The 18845-nt window shown below is 45.1% G+C and carries 15 protein-coding genes; 7 read left to right on the top strand and 8 right to left on the bottom strand.

Annotated elements, in window-relative coordinates:
* The first annotated feature begins 18 nt into the window (after positions 1 to 18).
* Positions 19 to 2148, top strand: coding sequence for a S8 family serine peptidase (locus H6F77_RS13865; protein ID WP_190489312.1), 2130 nt, complete (start codon positions 19 to 21; stop codon positions 2146 to 2148).
* 280 nt (positions 2149 to 2428) lie between these two features.
* On the opposite strand, the gene H6F77_RS13860 is transcribed toward H6F77_RS13865, so the two are convergent.
* Entirely contained in the window at positions 2429 to 3025 is a 597-nt protein-coding gene (locus tag H6F77_RS13860) for an LURP-one-related family protein (protein WP_242022149.1), read from the bottom strand.
* 98 nt (positions 3026 to 3123) lie between these two features.
* On the opposite strand from H6F77_RS13860, the gene H6F77_RS13855 reads away from it, so the two are divergent.
* Positions 3124 to 3282 (top strand): hypothetical protein, encoded by a 159-nt coding sequence (locus H6F77_RS13855; RefSeq protein ID WP_190489311.1) that lies wholly within the window; start codon positions 3124 to 3126, stop codon positions 3280 to 3282.
* Here H6F77_RS13855 and H6F77_RS13850 read toward each other — a convergent pair.
* The 3 genes from H6F77_RS13850 to grxC all read right to left on the bottom strand — a co-directional run bounded on the left by H6F77_RS13850 (position 3273) and on the right by grxC (position 5107).
* Positions 3273 to 4049, bottom strand: a complete 777-nt coding sequence (locus tag H6F77_RS13850; RefSeq protein ID WP_190489378.1) for a lysophospholipid acyltransferase family protein — start codon at positions 4047 to 4049, stop codon at positions 3273 to 3275. The two genes, H6F77_RS13855 and H6F77_RS13850, sit on opposite strands and share 10 nt — an antisense overlap.
* A gap of 193 nt (positions 4050 to 4242) precedes the next feature.
* Positions 4243 to 4722 (bottom strand): tRNA adenosine(34) deaminase TadA, encoded by a 480-nt coding sequence (tadA, locus tag H6F77_RS13845; RefSeq protein ID WP_190489310.1) that lies wholly within the window; start codon positions 4720 to 4722, stop codon positions 4243 to 4245.
* Between the two features lie 67 nt (positions 4723 to 4789).
* Positions 4790 to 5107: a glutaredoxin 3 gene (gene grxC, locus H6F77_RS13840; protein WP_190489309.1), complete on the bottom strand. Its 318-nt coding sequence runs from the start codon at positions 5105 to 5107 to the stop codon at positions 4790 to 4792.
* Between the two features lie 634 nt (positions 5108 to 5741).
* On the opposite strand from grxC, the gene glpX reads away from it, so the two are divergent.
* From glpX to H6F77_RS13815, 5 genes are all read left to right on the top strand, one after another.
* The gene (gene glpX / locus H6F77_RS13835; protein WP_190489308.1) at positions 5742 to 6779 is read left to right on the top strand and encodes a class II fructose-bisphosphatase; all 1038 of its coding nucleotides are present in this window, start codon (positions 5742 to 5744) and stop codon (positions 6777 to 6779) included.
* 186 nt (positions 6780 to 6965) lie between these two features.
* A complete protein-coding gene (locus tag H6F77_RS13830) occupies positions 6966 to 8252 on the top strand; it encodes a glutamyl-tRNA reductase (protein ID WP_190489307.1) in 1287 nt (428 codons plus the stop codon).
* 69 nt (positions 8253 to 8321) lie between these two features.
* Entirely contained in the window at positions 8322 to 11255 is a 2934-nt protein-coding gene (locus tag H6F77_RS13825; protein ID WP_190489306.1) for a UPF0182 family protein, read from the top strand.
* A gap of 251 nt (positions 11256 to 11506) precedes the next feature.
* Complete coding sequence (locus H6F77_RS13820) at positions 11507 to 12055, top strand: hypothetical protein (protein ID WP_190489305.1); 549 nt, start codon at positions 11507 to 11509, stop codon at positions 12053 to 12055.
* 485 nt (positions 12056 to 12540) lie between these two features.
* Entirely contained in the window at positions 12541 to 12750 is a 210-nt protein-coding gene (locus tag H6F77_RS13815; RefSeq protein WP_190489304.1) for a hypothetical protein, read from the top strand.
* A gap of 129 nt (positions 12751 to 12879) precedes the next feature.
* On the opposite strand, the gene H6F77_RS13810 is transcribed toward H6F77_RS13815, so the two are convergent.
* From H6F77_RS13810 to H6F77_RS13795, 4 genes are all read right to left on the bottom strand, one after another.
* Positions 12880 to 13629 carry an amino acid ABC transporter ATP-binding protein gene (locus H6F77_RS13810; protein ID WP_190489303.1) on the bottom strand — a complete coding sequence of 250 codons (750 nt, stop codon included), beginning with the start codon at positions 13627 to 13629 and terminating at the stop codon, positions 12880 to 12882.
* A complete protein-coding gene (locus H6F77_RS13805; protein ID WP_190489302.1) occupies positions 13595 to 15064 on the bottom strand; it encodes an ABC transporter substrate-binding protein/permease in 1470 nt (489 codons plus the stop codon). The genes H6F77_RS13810 and H6F77_RS13805 overlap by 35 nt, the downstream gene beginning before the upstream one ends.
* A gap of 125 nt (positions 15065 to 15189) precedes the next feature.
* Complete coding sequence (locus tag H6F77_RS13800) at positions 15190 to 16893, bottom strand: iron uptake porin (protein ID WP_199321333.1); 1704 nt, start codon at positions 16891 to 16893, stop codon at positions 15190 to 15192.
* A gap of 317 nt (positions 16894 to 17210) precedes the next feature.
* Positions 17211 to 18425, bottom strand: coding sequence for an alpha/beta hydrolase (locus H6F77_RS13795; RefSeq protein WP_190489301.1), 1215 nt, complete (start codon positions 18423 to 18425; stop codon positions 17211 to 17213).
* Positions 18426 to 18845 lie beyond the last annotated feature (420 nt).

The raw sequence follows: 18845 nt of genomic DNA, 5'->3' as shown, positions 1-18845 counted from the left end.
TCAGGAGTAATTTATTATATGAACAGCCCTGGTAATCCGCCTGAATCTAGCCAAGCAAATGCCCAAGTGGCGGGCGTACCCGAAGAAAGCGTGGGTAACATTTTACAGCGGGGTGGTGAAGAACTGGCGCTGGAAAAAGTAAGCGATCGCTTCACCCTCCGCCTCACTTCACCTAATACCAAATTACCAAAGCAAATCCCAAATGCCCAACGGGCAGGCGAAATTCCTACAAAAAGCGGACAATCCCCATCCTTACAAGAGTTTAGAGTTGACCCTGCACTTCGAGATAAAGCAATGCAGGCGGCAAGAACTTCAGATGATGTTGCCTTTGCTAGTCACGTCTACCAACTTAAAGATAGTCCAGCAACACTCATATACTTGACCGACCAAGTAACGATTCAATTTGCTTCGCAGGTGGATGAACAAAAGAGGGAGGAAATTATAGCTGAATTGGGCTTAAAAATGCTCAAACCAGTAGAGGGAATTCCTAACACCTTCGTTTATCAAGTTACCCAGCAAGCTGGGGAAAATCCTGTCAAAATTTCTAACCGATTGATGGCGCGTTCAGAGGTACTTGTAGCTGAACCTAATATCGTCGTGCGACAAGAAAAGCATTACCACCCCACAGATTCCTTATATCCGCAACAGTGGTATCTTAACAACAGCGGCAAGGGATTTCAGATAGCAAGTAATTCCCACATTTTTGTTGAGAAAGCGTGGGATATAACTAAAGGCGATCGCTCCATCGTCGTCGCTGTCACCGATGATGGCTTTGACATCAACCACCCAGACTTTCAGGGTCAGGGCAAAATTGTTGCCCCCAAAGACTTCCAAGATAACGACTTCGTACCCTTACCCGAAGGAGGCGAACCGAGTCACGGGACAGCTTGCGCGGGGATAGCAATAGCAGAAGAAAACGGCAGTGGCATAGTAGGAGTCGCCCCCGGTTGTGCCTTTATGCCCATCCGCACTACAGGATACTTGGATGATGAAAGCATCGAACAGGTGTTTGGCCATGCTGTGAAGAATGGAGCTTCGGTCATATCCTGTAGTTGGGGGCCAGCAGCCGTATATTTTCCCCTTTCCTTGCGACAACGCGCCGCCCTTACCCGCGCCGCTACATCTGGACGCAATGGTAAAGGTTGTGTAATAGTCTTCGCCGCAGGTAATGCCAATCGTCCTACCAACGGAACGGTTAACGAACGCGATTGGCCGGATAATATCCTCAAAGGGTCAACCCAGTGGCTAGCAGGTTTTACGGTTCATCCAGATGCGATCGCTGTTTCTTCCTCTACCAGCCTCAATAAAAAAGCCGCCTATAGCAACTGGGGAACAAGCATATCCGTTTGCGCCCCCAGCAACAACGCGCCGCCGGGGATGTGGTTTGAAAAAACAGGCTTAATTCCTACCGCCCCCGAAGTAGACATAACACTCCCCGGCTTGGGCGTATTCACCACCGACCAAATGGGCGCTGCGGGGTACGACAAAAGCAACTTCACCGGAACCTTCGGCGGTACATCCAGCGCCTGTCCAATTGTCGCCGGAGTAGCCGCACTTATACTGTCAGCCAACCCCGATCTTACCGCCAAGGACGTTAAGCGAATTCTGCAACAAACCGCTGACAAAATTGTTGACACCGATCCAGACCCCCAACTGGGTCTAAAATTAGGCACTTATGATGCCAACGGTTACTCGCAGTGGTTTGGCTATGGCAAAGTCAATGCTTTTAAAGCTGTCCAAGCAGCCCAACAGCAGAAGGTTCAAGGGTCAGTTTCCCGGCGCGTTCAGGGACGTAATGACAACCGCGTTGCCATTCCCGATGACAATCCCCAAGGTATTAGCAGTGCTATTTCAATTAGTGATAACAACCGAGTGCGAGATATTCAAGTAAGCGTCAATATCGAACACAGCTTTTTGGGGGATATAGAGGTTAGTTTGATTGCTCCTGATGGTAGGACGGTGCTGTTGCAAAGTCGCGTACTGGGTTCTGCAACTCAGTTGCAAACAATTTATTCGGTGCAAAGTACACCAATATTAGGGCAATTGATCAACGTGCCAGCATCGGGTAGGTGGCAATTGCGGGTAGTAGACTTTGCTCAGTTGGATACTGGGACGCTGAACGGTTGGGAGTTAAATTTGGGTGTCTAGTTGTTTGTTGTACAGACGCGATAAATCGCCGTCTCTACATGATTGATTATCCAAATTCAGCATAAAATTGTAGGCGATCGCTCCTTTATAACTAGAACAACCGAATTAATAAATATTATTTTGTAGGTTGGATTGAGCGACAAACCCAACATTGACAAAGGTAGGGGGGGTAGAGCGATCGCTCTACTCCTCCTACAAATTATTAAGTCCCTCTACTTACAGTTTTGTTTTAGACTTCACGTTGGTATTTTGGTTTTAAAATCCAAAATATAAAATGGAATTAGCCGCGAGTGCGCTCCAATAAAATCATCATTAGAATACTAAGCAAAACCCGCGTCTCTTCAATGTCGCTGAGTTGATCGACCTGTTTTATAGTAAATTTTCTCGATAAAAAAGAAGGTTGCTTTTCCAACCGCATAACAACATTCCCGTCTGGTCGGGAAACTTGGTAAACAGGATGGAAGACATACCCGCTTAACATACCGACAATAGGAATTTCTTGTAATAAGGCATCAAAGACTTTTACCCAAGGGTTTTGTTCGCTGATAGTTAAGACATTAGTATCACCATCAAAAATATCGAAACGCGCTTTCCAAAGGGATTTCATCCCCCTCCGCTTCACTGCACCTATATGAAATCCGTTTTTATCAGTAAAATTGTAGCGAGCTGAGAAGTCTATGATACGATCGGCATTGATTGTATACAAGGGAGAAGTCTGTTCGACATCGCCAAATACAGTAACAGACTCCTTGAGTTTGAAGAGTTTTTGTTTTACATAAAAAACTAGATTGCCATGTGCATCTGTGACTAATATTTGGGGTGCTAACGCCCAAAATTTGAAAGAGAGTTGCACTGGATAATGCAGCACTTGTCCCATAAATCTGTCTTAGGGGGGAAGAAGTATATTGCTTCTATCAATAACTGCAAATTCAAGGAGTGTAAAGATAAATTCGGAAAAATTTAATATTTTGGGGTATGGAAAAAGATCGCCTGCTAGGAAGCGATCGCCCAACACCCACGAGTGAATATTTTCTATTAATGGTGAAAAATTTAAAAATTGGCCTTGTCAGCAGCGCTCTAAACTTGCGTTCCCAGCTTATAGCTGAGAACGCGGAGATAATAACCTACAGCTGAGCGCTGGGAACGTTTTCTAGAGAAGTAGAGGATTGAATAGGAGAGGGAGCGATCGCTCTTTCACCATCTAGCTGTTTAAGCGTCGCTTCCAGGTCAGCAGTTAGCTTTTGCGAACCAAGTCTAGGCGATACATTGCAATAATCAGCCACATTCAAAGGGCTACCGATATTTACTGTAAAATCGCAGCGCCAGTGCGGTACTCGTTCGCTGTAAATAATACTGATGGGGAGAATTTTCACACCCAATCCTGGACTGCTAGATTCAACTTGCAGAGCGATCCGAGCCAGACCCCGCTTGAGAGGATGAACGCGATTATCCTGATAGATGCCGCCCTCTGGAAAAATAACAACCATTTCTCCCTTATGGAGTAGCTCTACTCCATAACGGAAACTGCCAATACCTGGTTGCTCGGTATCCACAGGAAACCCGCCCATGCGTCGAATGACCCAGCCTTGCGGCCCCTTCATTTCATTAGCTGAAACCATAGGTCGCAGATCGCGCCCCGTGACCAGTCTACCTGCCGCGTAAGGTACTACAAACGCATCCCAGCGAGACCGATGGGTTGGAGCTAGAATAACTGGCCCGGTTTTGGGAATATGCTCCTGCCCAGAAACTTCCATCCTGCCAAAGTAAAAGGGCATCACAACGTAACGTCCCAGCGGATAGACGATGCGGGGTAGCCAGGGGGAAAGGCCGGGACTAAAAGGAACACTCTTACCTGGTGTTGTCGTCTCTATGTTCTGTTCTGAGGAGTCGAGCTGAGTCATCTGGAATTCAGGGTTTATTGGCATCCTTATATCTAAACTAGATTTTTTAGTCTCTGCTGTCTTGTACCAGAGGGACACTTCTAGGGCTGTCATCAGTTAGATCTTGCTAAACGCGAGACGTTAGATTTAGCAGACAGGAGGACAACCCGTGCTATTTGGGTAAAAAAACTCTTTTCTTTTCAGTTTTGCCTTGTTACTTTTGCCTTCTATAGGCGAACCACGATTGCAGTTGTTGGCGACAGGCGGATTCTAGGATACCGCCAAGAACTGGCAAGCGATGATTAGAGCAGGCGCTATCGGGAATATTAGCAACAGTACGAATTGCGCCAGTTTTTGGATCGTCTGCACCGTAAACGAGAAGTTTAAGCCTAGCTAAAACTATTGCACCAGCGCACATCGGGCAAGGTTCCAGGGTGACGTAGAGAGTGCATTGGCCCAGGTGCCAGTTTTTCAGTGCTTTTCCCGCTGCTCTGATGGCCAAGATTTCAGCGTGTGCTGTAGGGTCGTTGTCGCGTTCTTTGCGATTTTCGGCGCAAGCGATCGCGTTACCATTAGCATCAACAATTACCGCAGCAACTGGAACTTCACCCGCTTCTCCTGCCAATCTTGCAAGTTCTAAGGCACGACTCATCCATTGTTGGTGAATTAGATATCCTGGATCGTTAACTGTCATAGTCTGATATTGCCCGCACCCTAGAAGCCCGGGCTATACAACCGACTCCTGTCTGCGCTGACTAATTCTAGGTTAAAGCTGCTTCGGCTAGCAGCGGATCTAGCTGGCCTTTTGTATCCAACGCATAAATATCGTCACACCCACCAACGTGCTGATTGTTGATAAAAATCTGGGGCACGCTGCGGCGTCCGTTGGCACGTTCAGACATTTTAGCCCTAGCTGCTTCATCGCCATCAATTTTATATTCCGTGAACTTAACGCCTTTCCACGACAGCAACATTTTTGCCCGAATGCAGAAAGGGCAAGTTTGCCAAGTGTAAATTTCTACATTGGCTTTGATACGCTCTGGATGACGACCTAAGAGAGGGTTGAGAAAGTTCAGCATTTTCTAAAGTTGTCGATTTTATATGAACTTTATCTAGCCTAGATCAATACTGGCGCTAGTTAGCCCCACTCAGGTTGGTATCGCTCCAATCGGCCGTTATCCAAATCGGCTCTACTCAAGTTAATTTTACGCAATTTTTTTTATTCCAAATCGCGAGGCGAAGCTAATTTAAGCAAAATATCTTTCTCCAGCAGCGTATCTTTTGAGCAAGTTCCGACTATTCATAATTTTTCTTTTATTTTCCATAAATCAACTTGTCATATTAATAGTCTCAACTCTAGCGCGATCGCCCTCTCGAACATCGACATAGGCCCCAGCACCACTTTTTATATAAGTTTTTAATAGTTGCATTATTCTAATTCCACTTTGAAGTGTTTCGTGGGTTGGCGAACTAGAAATGGGTAGGTTGCCATTAATTTTTCTGCCTCAAATACAGACGCTTGGAGAGCAGTTCTACTTATTTATTTACAGTACAAATGTACTGCTCAGACAAAAAGCGATCGCTATCGGAAGCAAAACTTAACACAGGTCGATACAACACTCGCCCTAGAGGGCATACCTACTCTGGTAGACTTGTCTACTGGTAGCAGCCCGAATAAACGACGCAAAATCAAGCAGTTGGGAGATAGTCTTAGTGGAAAATACACTCGGTTTAGAAATCATAGAGGTTGTAGAACAAGCCGCGATGGCATCCGCACGGTGGATGGGGAAAGGCGAAAAAAACATCGCTGACCAAGTAGCCGTAGAAGCTATGCGGGAGCGGATGAATAAAATCTATATGCGGGGTCGCATCGTCATCGGCGAAGGCGAAAGAGACGACGCCCCCATGCTCTACATCGGCGAAGAAGTCGGTATATGTACCCGTGAAGACGCCAAAACTTTCTGCAACCCAGACGAACTGGTTGAAATTGACATCGCAGTTGACCCCTGCGAAGGTACAAACCTGGTTGCCTACGGTCAAAATGGTTCAATGGCAGTATTAGCCATTTCCGAAAAAGGCGGTCTATTTGCCGCGCCTGACTTCTACATGAAAAAACTCGCTGCACCCCCAGCAGCTAAAAATCATGTAGATATCAACAAGTCAGCTACCGAAAACCTCAAAATTTTGTCCGATTGTCTAAATCGCTCTATTGAGGAACTGGTAGTAGTGGTGATGGATCGTCCCCGTCACAAAGAGCTAATTCAAGAAATCCGTCAAGCTGGCGCCAGAGTGCGACTGATCAGCGATGGTGACGTTTCTGCTGCCATCTGCTGTGGCTTTGCTGGAACAAACATTCACGCCCTCATGGGAATCGGAGCCGCACCAGAAGGCGTAATTTCTGCTGCTGCAATGCGCTGCTTGGGCGGACACTTCCAAGGCCAGCTGATCTACGATCCAGAGGTAGTCAAAACAGGCTTGATTGGCGAAAGCAAAGAAAGCAATATCGCACGGTTGACATCAATGGGCATTACCAGCCCAGACAAAGTGTACAACGCCGAAGAACTCGCCTGTGGCAACACGGTTCTGTTTGCAGCTTGCGGTATTACCCCAGGTACGCTGATGGAAGGCGTGCGTTTCTTCAGCGGTGGCGCACGGACTCAGAGCTTGGTAATCTCCAGCCAGTCGCAGACGGCGCGATTTGTTGACACCATCCATATGTTTGAAAAACCCAAGTCGCTGCAATTGCGGTAAATAAAGAGTTAGAAGGTTTAAGATCGTTAAAGGGTTAAAAGTTGCAAATTCGTCAAATTGACACCCGCAGAGGGTCTCCGGGGTGGCGAATTTGCCCAACCTTCTAACTTGACAACTTTATAAATTGCCTGAATTGACAAATTTACAGCCTGCAAACCTGACGATTTGAGAACACTGTAAAACAAGATGAATATTGCAGTCGTGGGGCTAAGTCATAAGACGGCACCAGTGGAAGTGCGGGAAAAACTGAGCATTCCAGAAGCTAGTTGTGAAAGCGCGATCGCTCAACTAACCAGCTACCCGCACATCCAAGAAGTTGCTATCCTCAGCACCTGTAACCGCCTAGAAATTTATATCGTTGCTAGGGAAACTGAACAGGGAGTGCGCGAAGTCACCCAGTTTCTCTCCGATCACAGCAAATTACCCTTACATCATCTGCGGCATCACCTGTTTGTTTTATTACACACCGATGCCGTCATGCACCTGATGCGGGTAGCAGGTGGGTTAGATAGTCTGGTGCTGGGAGAAGGCCAAATTCTCGCTCAAGTCAAACATACTCACAAACTGGGACAGCAATACAATGGCATTGGCAGCCTGCTGAACCGTTTGTTCAAACAAGCGCTCACGGCTGGAAAGCGGGTTCGCACGGAAACAAGTATCGGGACTGGTGCTGTCTCCATTAGTTCGGCGGCTGTGGAGTTAGCGCAGTTGAAAGCGCAAAATTTAGCTGCTTGTCGAGTAGCAATTATCGGCGCTGGCAAAATGTCGCGACTCTTGGTGCAACACTTATTAGCTAAGGGAGCAGTCCAGATATCAATTGTGAACCGCAGTGTAAAACGGGCGGAAGAATTGGCGAGCCAGTTCCCAGAAGCAAGCCTGCAAATTTATGAGCTTGGGGAAATGACGGGGGCGATCGCTACCTCTGATATAGTCTTCACCAGCACCGCCGCGACAGAACCCCTGCTGGATCGGTCGAAGTTGGAAGCAACTCTCGAACCCAATCGCCGTTTGATGGTATTCGACATCTCAGTACCGCGCAACGTGGATGCTGATGTTAACGAGCTGGATAACGTATATGCATTCAATGTCGATGACTTGAAAGCGGTAGTGGCTCAAAACCAGGAAAGTCGGCGGCGTCTGGCGATGGAAGCCGAAGGATTGCTCGAAGAAGAGGTGGAAGCTTTTGAAGTGTGGTGGCGCAGTTTGGAAACGGTTCCAACTATTAGCTGCTTGCGCGACAAAATGGAAACCATCCGCGCTCAAGAATTAGAAAAAGCCCTATCTCGCCTGGGTTCTGAGTTTGCTGACAAACATCAAGAAATCATCGAGGCACTAACACGCGGAATTGTAAATAAGATTCTGCACGATCCGATGGTGCAACTGCGATCGCAGCAAGATATCGAAGCTAGGCGCAAAGCTATGCAAGCGCTGCAAACGCTGTTTAACCTAGATGTAGGCGAACAGTTTAGCTAATAGTTCATAGTTCATAGTTGATGGTTCATGGTTCATAGTTAGAAGTAATAGAACAATGAACAATGAACGATGAACAGAATTACTCGACTTATTATACTGCTGCTAGGAGTGTGGCTAGCTTTCGATCTAGTCGCTCACCTGGCAGCAGATGTTTTTTGGTTTCAGGAAGTTGGATATTTAAAGTCATTTCTGCTGAGGGTAAGAACTCAACTCGTATTATGGGCGATCGCGCTTAGCGTTTCAGGTGCATTTTTACTTCTCAATTTGACCCTGGCAGAGCGATTAAAATATTCCCAAGAAAGCTCCCCCATAAGTCCAGAGTTCGGAGTCCGGAGTCCGGAGTCTTTATTCACTCCTCAGCACTCAGTTCTAAGTCCTAAGTCATCGCTTCTAAATTTGCGATCGCTGTTGCCCATAGTGGTGGGATTGAGTTTGCTGATTGGGTTGATGCTACTCCACTATGGTCAAATAGCAGCAACCTATTGGCATCCTAATCTCAGTTTTGAAATATCTCCTCCCCTACCAGCGAGATTTAAACTCGATTTGATTTGGCCTTTGGGTAAGCAAGTATTGTCTCAAGTAGGCCCGCTTGGTTTTGTCTTAGCAGCGGCGGTGCTGGTGTTGATTTATCCTCAGTTTGTGTTGAGAGCGATCGCCCTAGCCATAAGTTTAGTTTTTGGTCTGGTGCTGTCAGCAAACTGGGCGAGGATGTTGCAATATTTCCAGCCCACAACTTTTAAAAGCGTTGACCCCTTATTTGAAAAAGATATTAGCTTTTATGTTTTTAAATTACCAGCTTGGGAATTACTGGAATTTTGGCTATTCGGCCTATTTTTATTTTGTATAGTAGCAGTCACCCTGCTTTATTTACTATCAGGAGATAGCCTGAGCCAAGGTAGATTTCCTGGATTTTCGCGACCCCAGTTGCGCCACTTATACGGACTGGGTAGCTTGCTAATGCTGGCTCTTGCCCTCCGTTATTGGCTGAAGCGCTATGAATTGCTGTATTCACCTATTGGCGCGATTTACGGTTCTGGGTACACTGAATCGAACCTGCTGTTGCCAATCCATACCATTTTGAGCATATTCTCACTTGTGAGTGCAGCTTTTTTGCTATGGCGAATGCTTTTCTGGTTCAGGAGCAAAGGGCGAGTACAAAGATGGCCTTTATTGGCGCTAGGAGTGTATGTAGTGGTCGGCGCCTTAGCAGGGGGAGCCTTACCCGCAGTAGTGCAACGTCTTATCGTTCAACCAAATGAACTGCTGCGAGAAAGGCCTTACCTAGAACGCAGTATTGCCCTAACAAGGGCAGCATTTGATTTGCAAAATATTGAAGTAAAAATCTTCGATCCGCAAGGAGAACTAAGCGCTGCTGACCTAAAGAAGAACGACAAGACGATTCGCAATATTCGCCTCTGGGATACGAATCCCCTCCTGAAAACTAATCAGCAGTTACAACAAATCCGGCTTTACTACAAATTTTTAGATGCTGATATTGACAGATACACCCTGAAGATAAACGATGTAGATACAGACAAGCAACAAGTCATTATTGCTGCTAGAGAGTTAGATTACAATGCGGTTCCAGAAGAAGCCAAGACTTGGGTTAACAAACATTTAATTTATACTCATGGTTACGGTTTTACCCTTAGTCCTGTGAATAAAGTCGCCCCAGGCGGACTTCCAGATTATTATGTTAAAGATATTGCCACAAATGCAAATCCTACCACCGCTTTAGGGACATCAAACGATCGCATTCGAGCGAGTATTCCTATTGGCATACCCCGGATTTACTACGGTGAACTTACTAACACCTATGTAATGACCCCAACTAGAGCTGCTGAGTTAGACTATCCCAGCGGCAACGAAAATGTCTACAACACGTATGATGGCAGCGGCGGGGTAGCAATTGGAGCTTTGTGGCAGCGCCTGTTATTTGCCGAGTATTTAAAAGACTGGCAGATGCTTTTTACCCGTAATTTTACGCCGCAAACAAAGCTTCTATTCCGCCGGAATATTAGAGATAGAGTTCGCGCGATCGCTCCTTTTTTGCGCTTCGATAAAAACCCCTATTTAATAGTTGCTGACGCCGATAAGGAGCGTGAAAAAACAGATAGCCAACAAAATAATCTTTACTGGATTATCGATGCATATACTACGAGCGATCGCTATCCCTATTCCGACCCTGGCAAAAACGAATTTAACTACATCCGCAATTCCGTCAAAGTTGTCATCAATGCCTACAACGGTGATGTTAATTTCTATGCTGCCGATCCCCAAGACCCCATCATTAAGACCTGGAGTGCAATTTTCCCCGACTTGCTAAAACCTCTGGATACCATGCCAGCTACCCTCCGCAGTCATCTGCGTTATCCGGTGGACTTTTTTAACATCCAATCCGAACGTTTGCTGGCTTATCACATGACAGATCCGCAAGTATTCTACAACCGGGAAGACCTTTGGCAAGTTCCCACTGAGATTTATGGCAGCGAACCTCGACCAGTGCAGCCTTATTATCTAATTATGAAGCTGCCAACAGAGTACGAGGAAGAGTTTATTTTGCTCCTTCCTTTTACTCCTACGCAACGTACTAATTTAATTGCCTGGTTGGCGGCGCGTTCGGATGGTTCAGAATACGGCAAGTTATTGTTATATCAATTTCCCAAGCAACAACTGGTCTACGGAACTGAGCAAATTGAAGCTTTGATTAACCAAGATCCGGAAATATCCCAGCAAATTTCCTTGTGGAATCGCCAAGGTTCGAGAGCAATTCAGGGGAATTTATTGGTAATTCCGATTGAAAAATCTCTACTTTATGTTGAACCACTTTATCTAGAAGCAGAACAAAATAGTCTGCCGACATTAGTAAGAGTAATTGTTGTCTACGAGAACCGCATCGTTATGGCTGAAACACTCGAACGGGCGCTGCAAGCAATTTTTCAACCAGCCAAACCCTCGGCGCCAGCAATTATTCGACCAGTGCCAAAAGATAGCGCAGCCTGACTTTGAGGGATTTGCTAAACCTAATATGGATTACCTAAATGTTTGTGACAAATGAGGTACTCCTGTAGTCCCCGTTGGTAAGGGGGACGGCGACAGCCGGGGTTAAATAGCAACATAAAAGGTAAACAATATAACACCCATCGCCTGAATGCTTTTGATTCTCAACCCAAACCGGAGTTAGGTTGAACCAGCTTGTATCTAACCAAGTTTACATTTATCTTTTTCAATTGCCCTACAAGATGAAGGCAAGCATGGGAAGTTCTAACAAAGGCTCTAGAAAATCGAAACCGCGATATACCTCATTTGAAATTCATGGCGTTTCCGCAGAAGTACAGAAAGCATTCTGGTCAACGGTTGCAGGGGTTGTTTTGGTTGTCCAAGGTGGAGTAATTTTGCTCAATCCCCAACTGGCAACGTTGGAATGCGATCGCCTCCAACGTCTGGGTATGTGTAAACTCGTGCTGTCCAGTTTGCAGGGGGAAACCGTAACTCCTTTCCCACTCGATGGGTTAAAGAAAGCAGAGGTTGAGACAAAGGGGAAATCAAATCAGCTTGTCCTGCTAACGGCTGACGGGAAACTCTACTTCCCAATTAATATCAGTTTTAGCTCTACAGGGGGCAAAGCCTCTGAGATCAATGCCTTTGTGCAAGATTCAAATATCAAGTCTCTAAAAATAGAGCAGGATAATCGTTGGTTCGCCTATCCCATCGCAGTTATCACCATATTGTTGGGATGTTTGGCACTGTCTTTTAACTTAAAGGTTTTGCTAAATAGCTTTGTAAGTCGCCCCAATCTCTAATACTCCCCCCAAGTTTAAGAAAACCTTTAAAAAGCTATATTAACGATTCTGAGAGGAACGCGCAGGAACTAAGAGTTTAAGCATCAATACTCTACATCGAGATGCTTGACTACGCGATCGCTTTTTCGATCATATATTTAGATATTTTTCACACATCCTCTAAAGGTGGTACTTACGCATATAATTAAGTAGTTAATATATGCTTCTACTAAACAAAAGATATATCGCTGGTAAAGGCAATCTTCCAGCCAGCTAAACCCTGGCAGCCTCTGATTGTCCGTCCTTTTGTAGAGACGCAGATTCGTTCGCGTCTCCCCAGCGGCTAAATTGCCAATTGTACTGCCTACAATTAGCTACCAAAAACGTTTAAAAATAAGGCTAGCATCCTCGCCAGGATCTACCTAATGATAATTGATTAGCACTTTTCAGCTTTTTATAATGAAGTTGCTTGTTGAAAAACAATGGCTCCTCAAAAAGGTTTAAATATGGAAACCTGTATTAGTTCACAAGGCTCTTTCTGGCAATCTGAGATTTACGAAATTGCAGCTCGAATTGCTAATTCTCATCAGATAACAGCTCATGAGCAGCGTGTCTTGAGAACAGCATTTCTGGAAAATGCTCTTGAGGAAGAAGAACACCGGATAGTTAACCGTCTATATCGTGCCCTTCGTCGGGGACGTATTAAGGTGGTTTAACTCTTAGTAAAAAATAACCAACACCAGGGAAAGTCCAGCCAAATTGAGTAAGGCAAATTTTCTCGGAAATCGCTTTGTAAAATGGTTAAGAGAGTCAGAGTAGAGAGCGATTCTGCTTAAATTTAGTCGTTACAACATTTTTTCAAGGAATTGTTTGGCGCGATCGCACTTCGGGTTAGTAAAGAACTCGCTAGGCGGCGAATCTTCAGCCAAATTTCCCTTATCCAAAAATAAAATGCGATTGGCAACTTCTCGCGCAAACCCCATTTCATGCGTCACAATTGCCATCGTGATGCCAGTTTTGGTAAGGTCTTTCATCACCTCCAAAACTTCTTTAACCATTTCTGGATCGAGTGCTGAAGTTGGTTCATCAAACAACATGATATCCGGCTTCATCGCCAAAGAACGAGCGATCGCAACACGCTGCTTCTGTCCCCCCGACAATTTAGAAGGATAAACATCCGCCTTTTCCCCCAAACCAACTTTTGACAGCAATTCCAAGCCTTCTTGCCGCGCCTGTTCCGGAGAAAGGTGCTTCACCTTTATTGGCGCATAGGTGACGTTTTTCAGGACGGTCATGTGCGGAAACAGATGGAAATGTTGAAACACCATCCCAACATTCTGACGAATCTTCATAATGTTTGTTTTTCGGGATGTAATATCAGATCCCTGGATATAAATCTTTCCCGAAGTCGGTATTTCCAGTAAATTCATGCAGCGCAGAAAAGTTGATTTACCCGACCCAGAAGGGCCAATAATCGCTACAACTTCACCGTGCCCAATTTCAGTCGAAATTCCTTGCAGCACCTTAAGGTTGCCAAAGGATTTATGCAAATTTTCAACCTTAACTGCTGCGTTGTAATCTTCGTTCGAGCGCATAGCCCCCCCATGTTAAACTCATAACCATCAAATAGTAAATCGCACCAGCAAATAACAGAGGTTCAAAGTAAATATATTGCTCTGCTCCTACAATTTGGGCACGGCGCAATAAGTCGGTGACACCAATTGTGGAAACTAACGCCGAGTCTTTGAGCAGTGCAATACTCTCATTCACCAACGCTGGCAAAATATTTTTTATCGCCTGCGGCAATATCACATCTAGCATCATCGGTCTGTAGGGAACACCCAAGGATAAAGCCGCTTCCCGTTGTCCTTTGTCAACTGCAAGAATACCGCCACGAATTGTCTCAGAAATGTAAGCTCCTGAGTTTAAAGTAAAGGTAATTACGCCTGCTAATAAGGCGGGAATATTAAATCCAGTTAGTTGAGGCGTTGCGTAATAGACTAAAGCTATTTGCAATAGTAGCGGCGTGCCTCGAAATATTGATGTGTAGGCTGTAGCAAACCAAAGCAGTGGCTTAATCGTGGAAATCTTAAACAAAGACAGAATGGTTCCCCAGATGAACCCCAAAACTGCCGATATTGCTGTGAATTGTAAGGTAACTAATATTCCTTCTAGAATAAAAGGAATCCGGGAAGTTATTTTGGCAAAAGATAAGCTTGAACTGCTAGCGGGGGGTTCAGTTTTGCCCTGATTTTCAAACCACTTTTTAACTAGAATTTCTATTTCACCGCTCTGCTTCATTTGCGCCAATACGCGGTTGAAGTCATTGACTCGATTGGAGCCTTTGGGAAATGCGATCGCAGAGCCAGCTTCCCCCTTATTTGGAATCGTGTTAAATTCCAAATCTGGATTGTTGGCGATAAAACCCTTCGCGATTGTATCTTCTATAATTGCAGCGGCGATCCGCTTTGACTTAACTTCTTGGATTATTTCCCCAGTCTTATTAAGCGCTACAAGCTTTACATCCTTAAATTCTTTCGCTGCTTTTTCTTGAGTCGAACCCAACTGAACTCCGACTTTTTTCCCTGCTAAATCTTCTGGCTTGGTAAAGTTGCTACCTTTTTTCGCAACAATTGTATTTTTGGCTTCGTAGTAAATATCGGAGAAATCTACATTTTTCCTGCGTTCTGCTGTCGGAGTCATACCAGCCATAGCAAAGTCAGCACGACCCGACTGCAATGCAGGAATTATACCGCTGAAGTCTGTATCTTTAATTTCAAGTTCAAACCCTAACTGAAGCGCAATATTTTTAGCAATGTCTACGTCAAAGCCGATAATATCAGCACTACCAGTTGCAGTGTCTCGAAACTCATAAGGTGGATAGTCAGCGGAAGTAACCATCACTAATTTTTGTTTAGAATCGCTTCCCTTTTGCGCGAAGACGCGATCGCTTCTCAAACCCCCAACCAGCAAAGTTATAGCTAGAGTGGCAGAAAATAAAATTAAAAATAGCCATTTCCTTTGTGGCATAGCAAGTAAATCCCCGTTGCTGCGGTAATAGATTATTCTTAGTAGAACAGGGCGGCGATCGCTACTATCCTAAGACTTAGATTTTTGGATTATCCAAAAGTTATCAAATCCTGACATTAGTGCCACTAGAAAAGAAAAGTTGTTCTCAAAACACCAATCACAACATCAGGATTACGGGCATCATGGTTAGGTGCTGTCAGCCAAAAGAAGCCAGGAGTAATTAAAATGTTATCCGTTAAATGATATCTATAAAAAGCTTCGATGTGGAATCCAGTATCGCGATCGCTTCTTCCTTCAGACAATTGTCCATTTGCCACCAGCGCCGCACCTAACGCACGACTGCTACCAGTTACCTTGGGTTGCATCCCTAAAATTATCCCGCCCAAACTTCCTTTATTACCAAGATCGGGGAAAGCCAAAGTAATAGCAAAGTTCCATATATCAGCATCACCAAGACCTATAGCACGAGCAGCAGTGTAACCCGCCCAGCCACCAAGCGCAAAGCCATTAGTTATCCTGTAATTTGTTTCTATACCGTATGAATTCCCCACAACGGGGACGGGCACACCTGCGGTATTATTAACAAGTATTCTAGATGCTCTGCTACCAGTGAGAGTATCAACTCCATTCAGAGGAGAGTAAGAATTAACGTAAGTTAAGCCAACTGTAAAGCGGTCATTTGGCTTAATATTTAACTGAGCAAAGGCACTGTAGCCACCTAAAAATATTCCCGATCCGCTGCTAGGATTATTAGCTGATGGATCTGTACCCGCCCCAGATTCACCAAAGTAGGCAACATCCAGATTGAGGGCGTTATTAAATTTGTAGTTAGCAGCTATGCCTGCTCTATTATCTATAGGAACATAGATCGGGTTAATTTCACCAAAGTTGGAAACAGCACCATCAGCAGGTTCAGCAAATGGAGTAATCGGATCTGATGTCAGCGAAGGATCGATTGTATTAGCTTCAAGATAAACTGTTAGTTTTTCCCCAACTGGAAAGCGATACTCTAATCTGTTGAGGATGAGATCGTTATTGCTGTTTCCAGTAGCGATTAAACGAGCTTCATTAGTTGGCCCGTTGTTTTTTGTAGAGGTGTCAAATCTAGCCGTTTGAGTGGCCTGTAAGCGAGTTCGCAAGCGGTCTTTGCCAGTGAAGCTTGTATCAAAGGTAAGGCGAGCGCGATACTGCAAAATAGCGTTATTTCGGGGGTCAGCCTCTTTACCAAAAGCATCGGCAAGAAAAGTAATTAATTCAGCATTTAATTTAGTAGTTGTAGAAAACTGGGTAGCTTCCAGTTCTCCTGTCCTCGCTTCGAGAGCATCTACTTTGCCGCGCAGATTTGTTAGCTCGATTGCAAAATCTTCTTGCAGCTTTCTCAGTTTAGCAAAATCATATTTGCTGACCAAATCGCCCGTACCAGAGGCAATTAATTTCTCAATTTGTCTTAAACACGCATTCAATCCAGCGGCAAATTCATAGCGCGTTAGCGAACGATTTCCCCGAAATGTGCTGTCGGGATAACCTGCTATACAGCCGTAACGTTCGACAAGCGATCGCAGCGATTCATAAGCCCAATCTGTTGGTTTTACGTCCCGCAATTGCGATACATTGTTTACTTGCCCCATCCCATCAATATCTTCTCGATCCAGAGGTTGGGCATCCTGATTATCTTGATTAATTGTTTCCTGTCCGTTGACAAATTCTACCGCCTCAATACTTTGACCTTTAGCGGCTGAAATATCTACCATATGATAGATGCTTGAAATTAATAAAGCCTTAACAACTAATCCACCAAATTGTAGGCTGCCCCCAACAAGTTGCCGCATGGTCTATCCTCACACCTGCGTGAATTTCTGGACGAAAAACTTAGGGTAAAACCTGCAATCCTTGTTAAATCTATGCAGGAATTCGTTTAAATACTACAGTAGTACCAAATTGACCAGGGTGTATAGAGATACTAAAGATAGGCTTAGTGCTAGTAAAGTGAATTGCGTTGAATTTCAGCGCGTATTTTATTGGCGAGAACAAGAATGCGATCGCGGGGTACAAATTCTATAACAAAAAATCGCTTTCCTAGCTTCAAACATACAATAAATACTCTGAAATCCACTCTAGGCAAAAGCTTTCACAATCCAAAATGGTATTAGCGCAGCGCCCAAGCGAGAAATCGCTCAGTATAGTAAAGCGCCAACTGGTTGCTAAACCCCTGAAAAACAGCATCGAAAGCGTGTTCAGCCCAAGGAATTTCCAGCAAAACAGCAGTGTTTCCAACTGCACGCAAACGTTCGTGCATCTGCTGTATAAACTTAAATTGCACTAAATTATCGCGACTTCCATGTATTAATAAAGTTGGCGGTAATTGAGGCTTCACATAGTTAATAGGAGAGGCAAGACTATACTGCTGGGGCAGTTGATCGGGCGTTCCACCCAGAAATGCCCTTAAAACAGCTCGCGTATCGATAGGATCGGGGCGTGGCGGACTGGCATAGCCTCCCGCAAGGTCAACAGGGCCATAGTAACTGACAACAGCCCGAACAGGCATAGCATCAGGCTGATAAGCTGCTAGCATCGCCAAATGTCCGCCTGCCGAACGCCCAAGCAAAGCCATGCGTTCTATATCAGCCTCATACTCGGTTGCGTGCTGGCGGATGAAGGCTAGGGCGGTACGCACGTCATCCAGGTGGGCGGGGAAACGATGCAAGGGTGCATGACGATAATCAATTGCAAAGACAGTATAGCCACGCGCTGCCATATAGCGGCTAAAATCAGAGTTTTGTGTTGGGGTTCCGCTGCGCCACGAGCCACCGTAGATTACAACAAGGGCGGGATATTTTCCCACTTGAGGCGGACGGTAGATATCCATGCTCAGGGGTACGCCATCTGGTTGAGCAAAGCGAATGCCAGATGTATAGCGACTTTCACCGGGATTGATGCCTCTAAATGCATCAGCCAGAACGAAGGGGCGATCGCGCATGGGTAAAAGCCCATTATTTGGCAGATTTACGCTATAGTCGGAGCCAAGCGCGTTGCTCATTGCACGGTTTAGACGCTGTTCTGTCGAACTCAGTTGCAAAGCTGGCAAGGAACTCAGAAACAGTGCTAGCAAACTAGCAGCCACAGCTATGCGAGAGTAACGCTTCGCGCCCTTAAGTTTACTGCCACGCATTACTACTATTGCTAACAGAATAGCTACTGCGTTTAGCACCATCAGCCAGTTGCTTACTTCAGGCGCACCTACCCCTAATACGATTAACGTCATATTTGGAGCGGGGATAACAATCCAGGAACTAAGAAAAAGACCAGTGACACTCAGGAGCAATACTAGCAACGGTAGAATCATCCGCAGCAAATGGGACATGGAAAGCTCCTGTTGTGTTAATCGTGTTTAAGTTTACGCGATCGCTGGCTGTTTTATTTTCTCAAAGGCTGCTTCTACAACTTGTAAATTGCTATTAATTTCACAAATTGTCTTCGATAATTAAAAAATTTAGGCCTCGCGGTTCCACCAGCCAAACTTTCCCTACATCTTGCTATTTTTTTCTAGACAGAGTTGGAAATTCTAGGTGCAATATAAAGTCATCCGATTCTAAAAGGGTTAACGAATCAACCCGAATCGGTTCAGCTTTTAGAGATTGCAAGGATTGGGGTGCATTATCTGCGTTTAACGGGACTTAAACAGATTTCAAGCCCAAACAAAGCCCAAAGCTGCGATATTCGCGATGAATACGTCCCGATTGTGGTTCAGCCACTCGACAAAACGGAAAGACATTGCTGTCCG

Origin of the sequence: Microcoleus sp. FACHB-831, assembly GCF_014695585.1 — a bacterium.
Classification (GTDB): domain Bacteria; phylum Cyanobacteriota; class Cyanobacteriia; order Cyanobacteriales; family FACHB-T130; genus FACHB-831.
The sequence above is the reverse complement of the archived record's forward strand: the minus strand, read 5'-3'. Positions and strand labels throughout refer to the sequence as shown.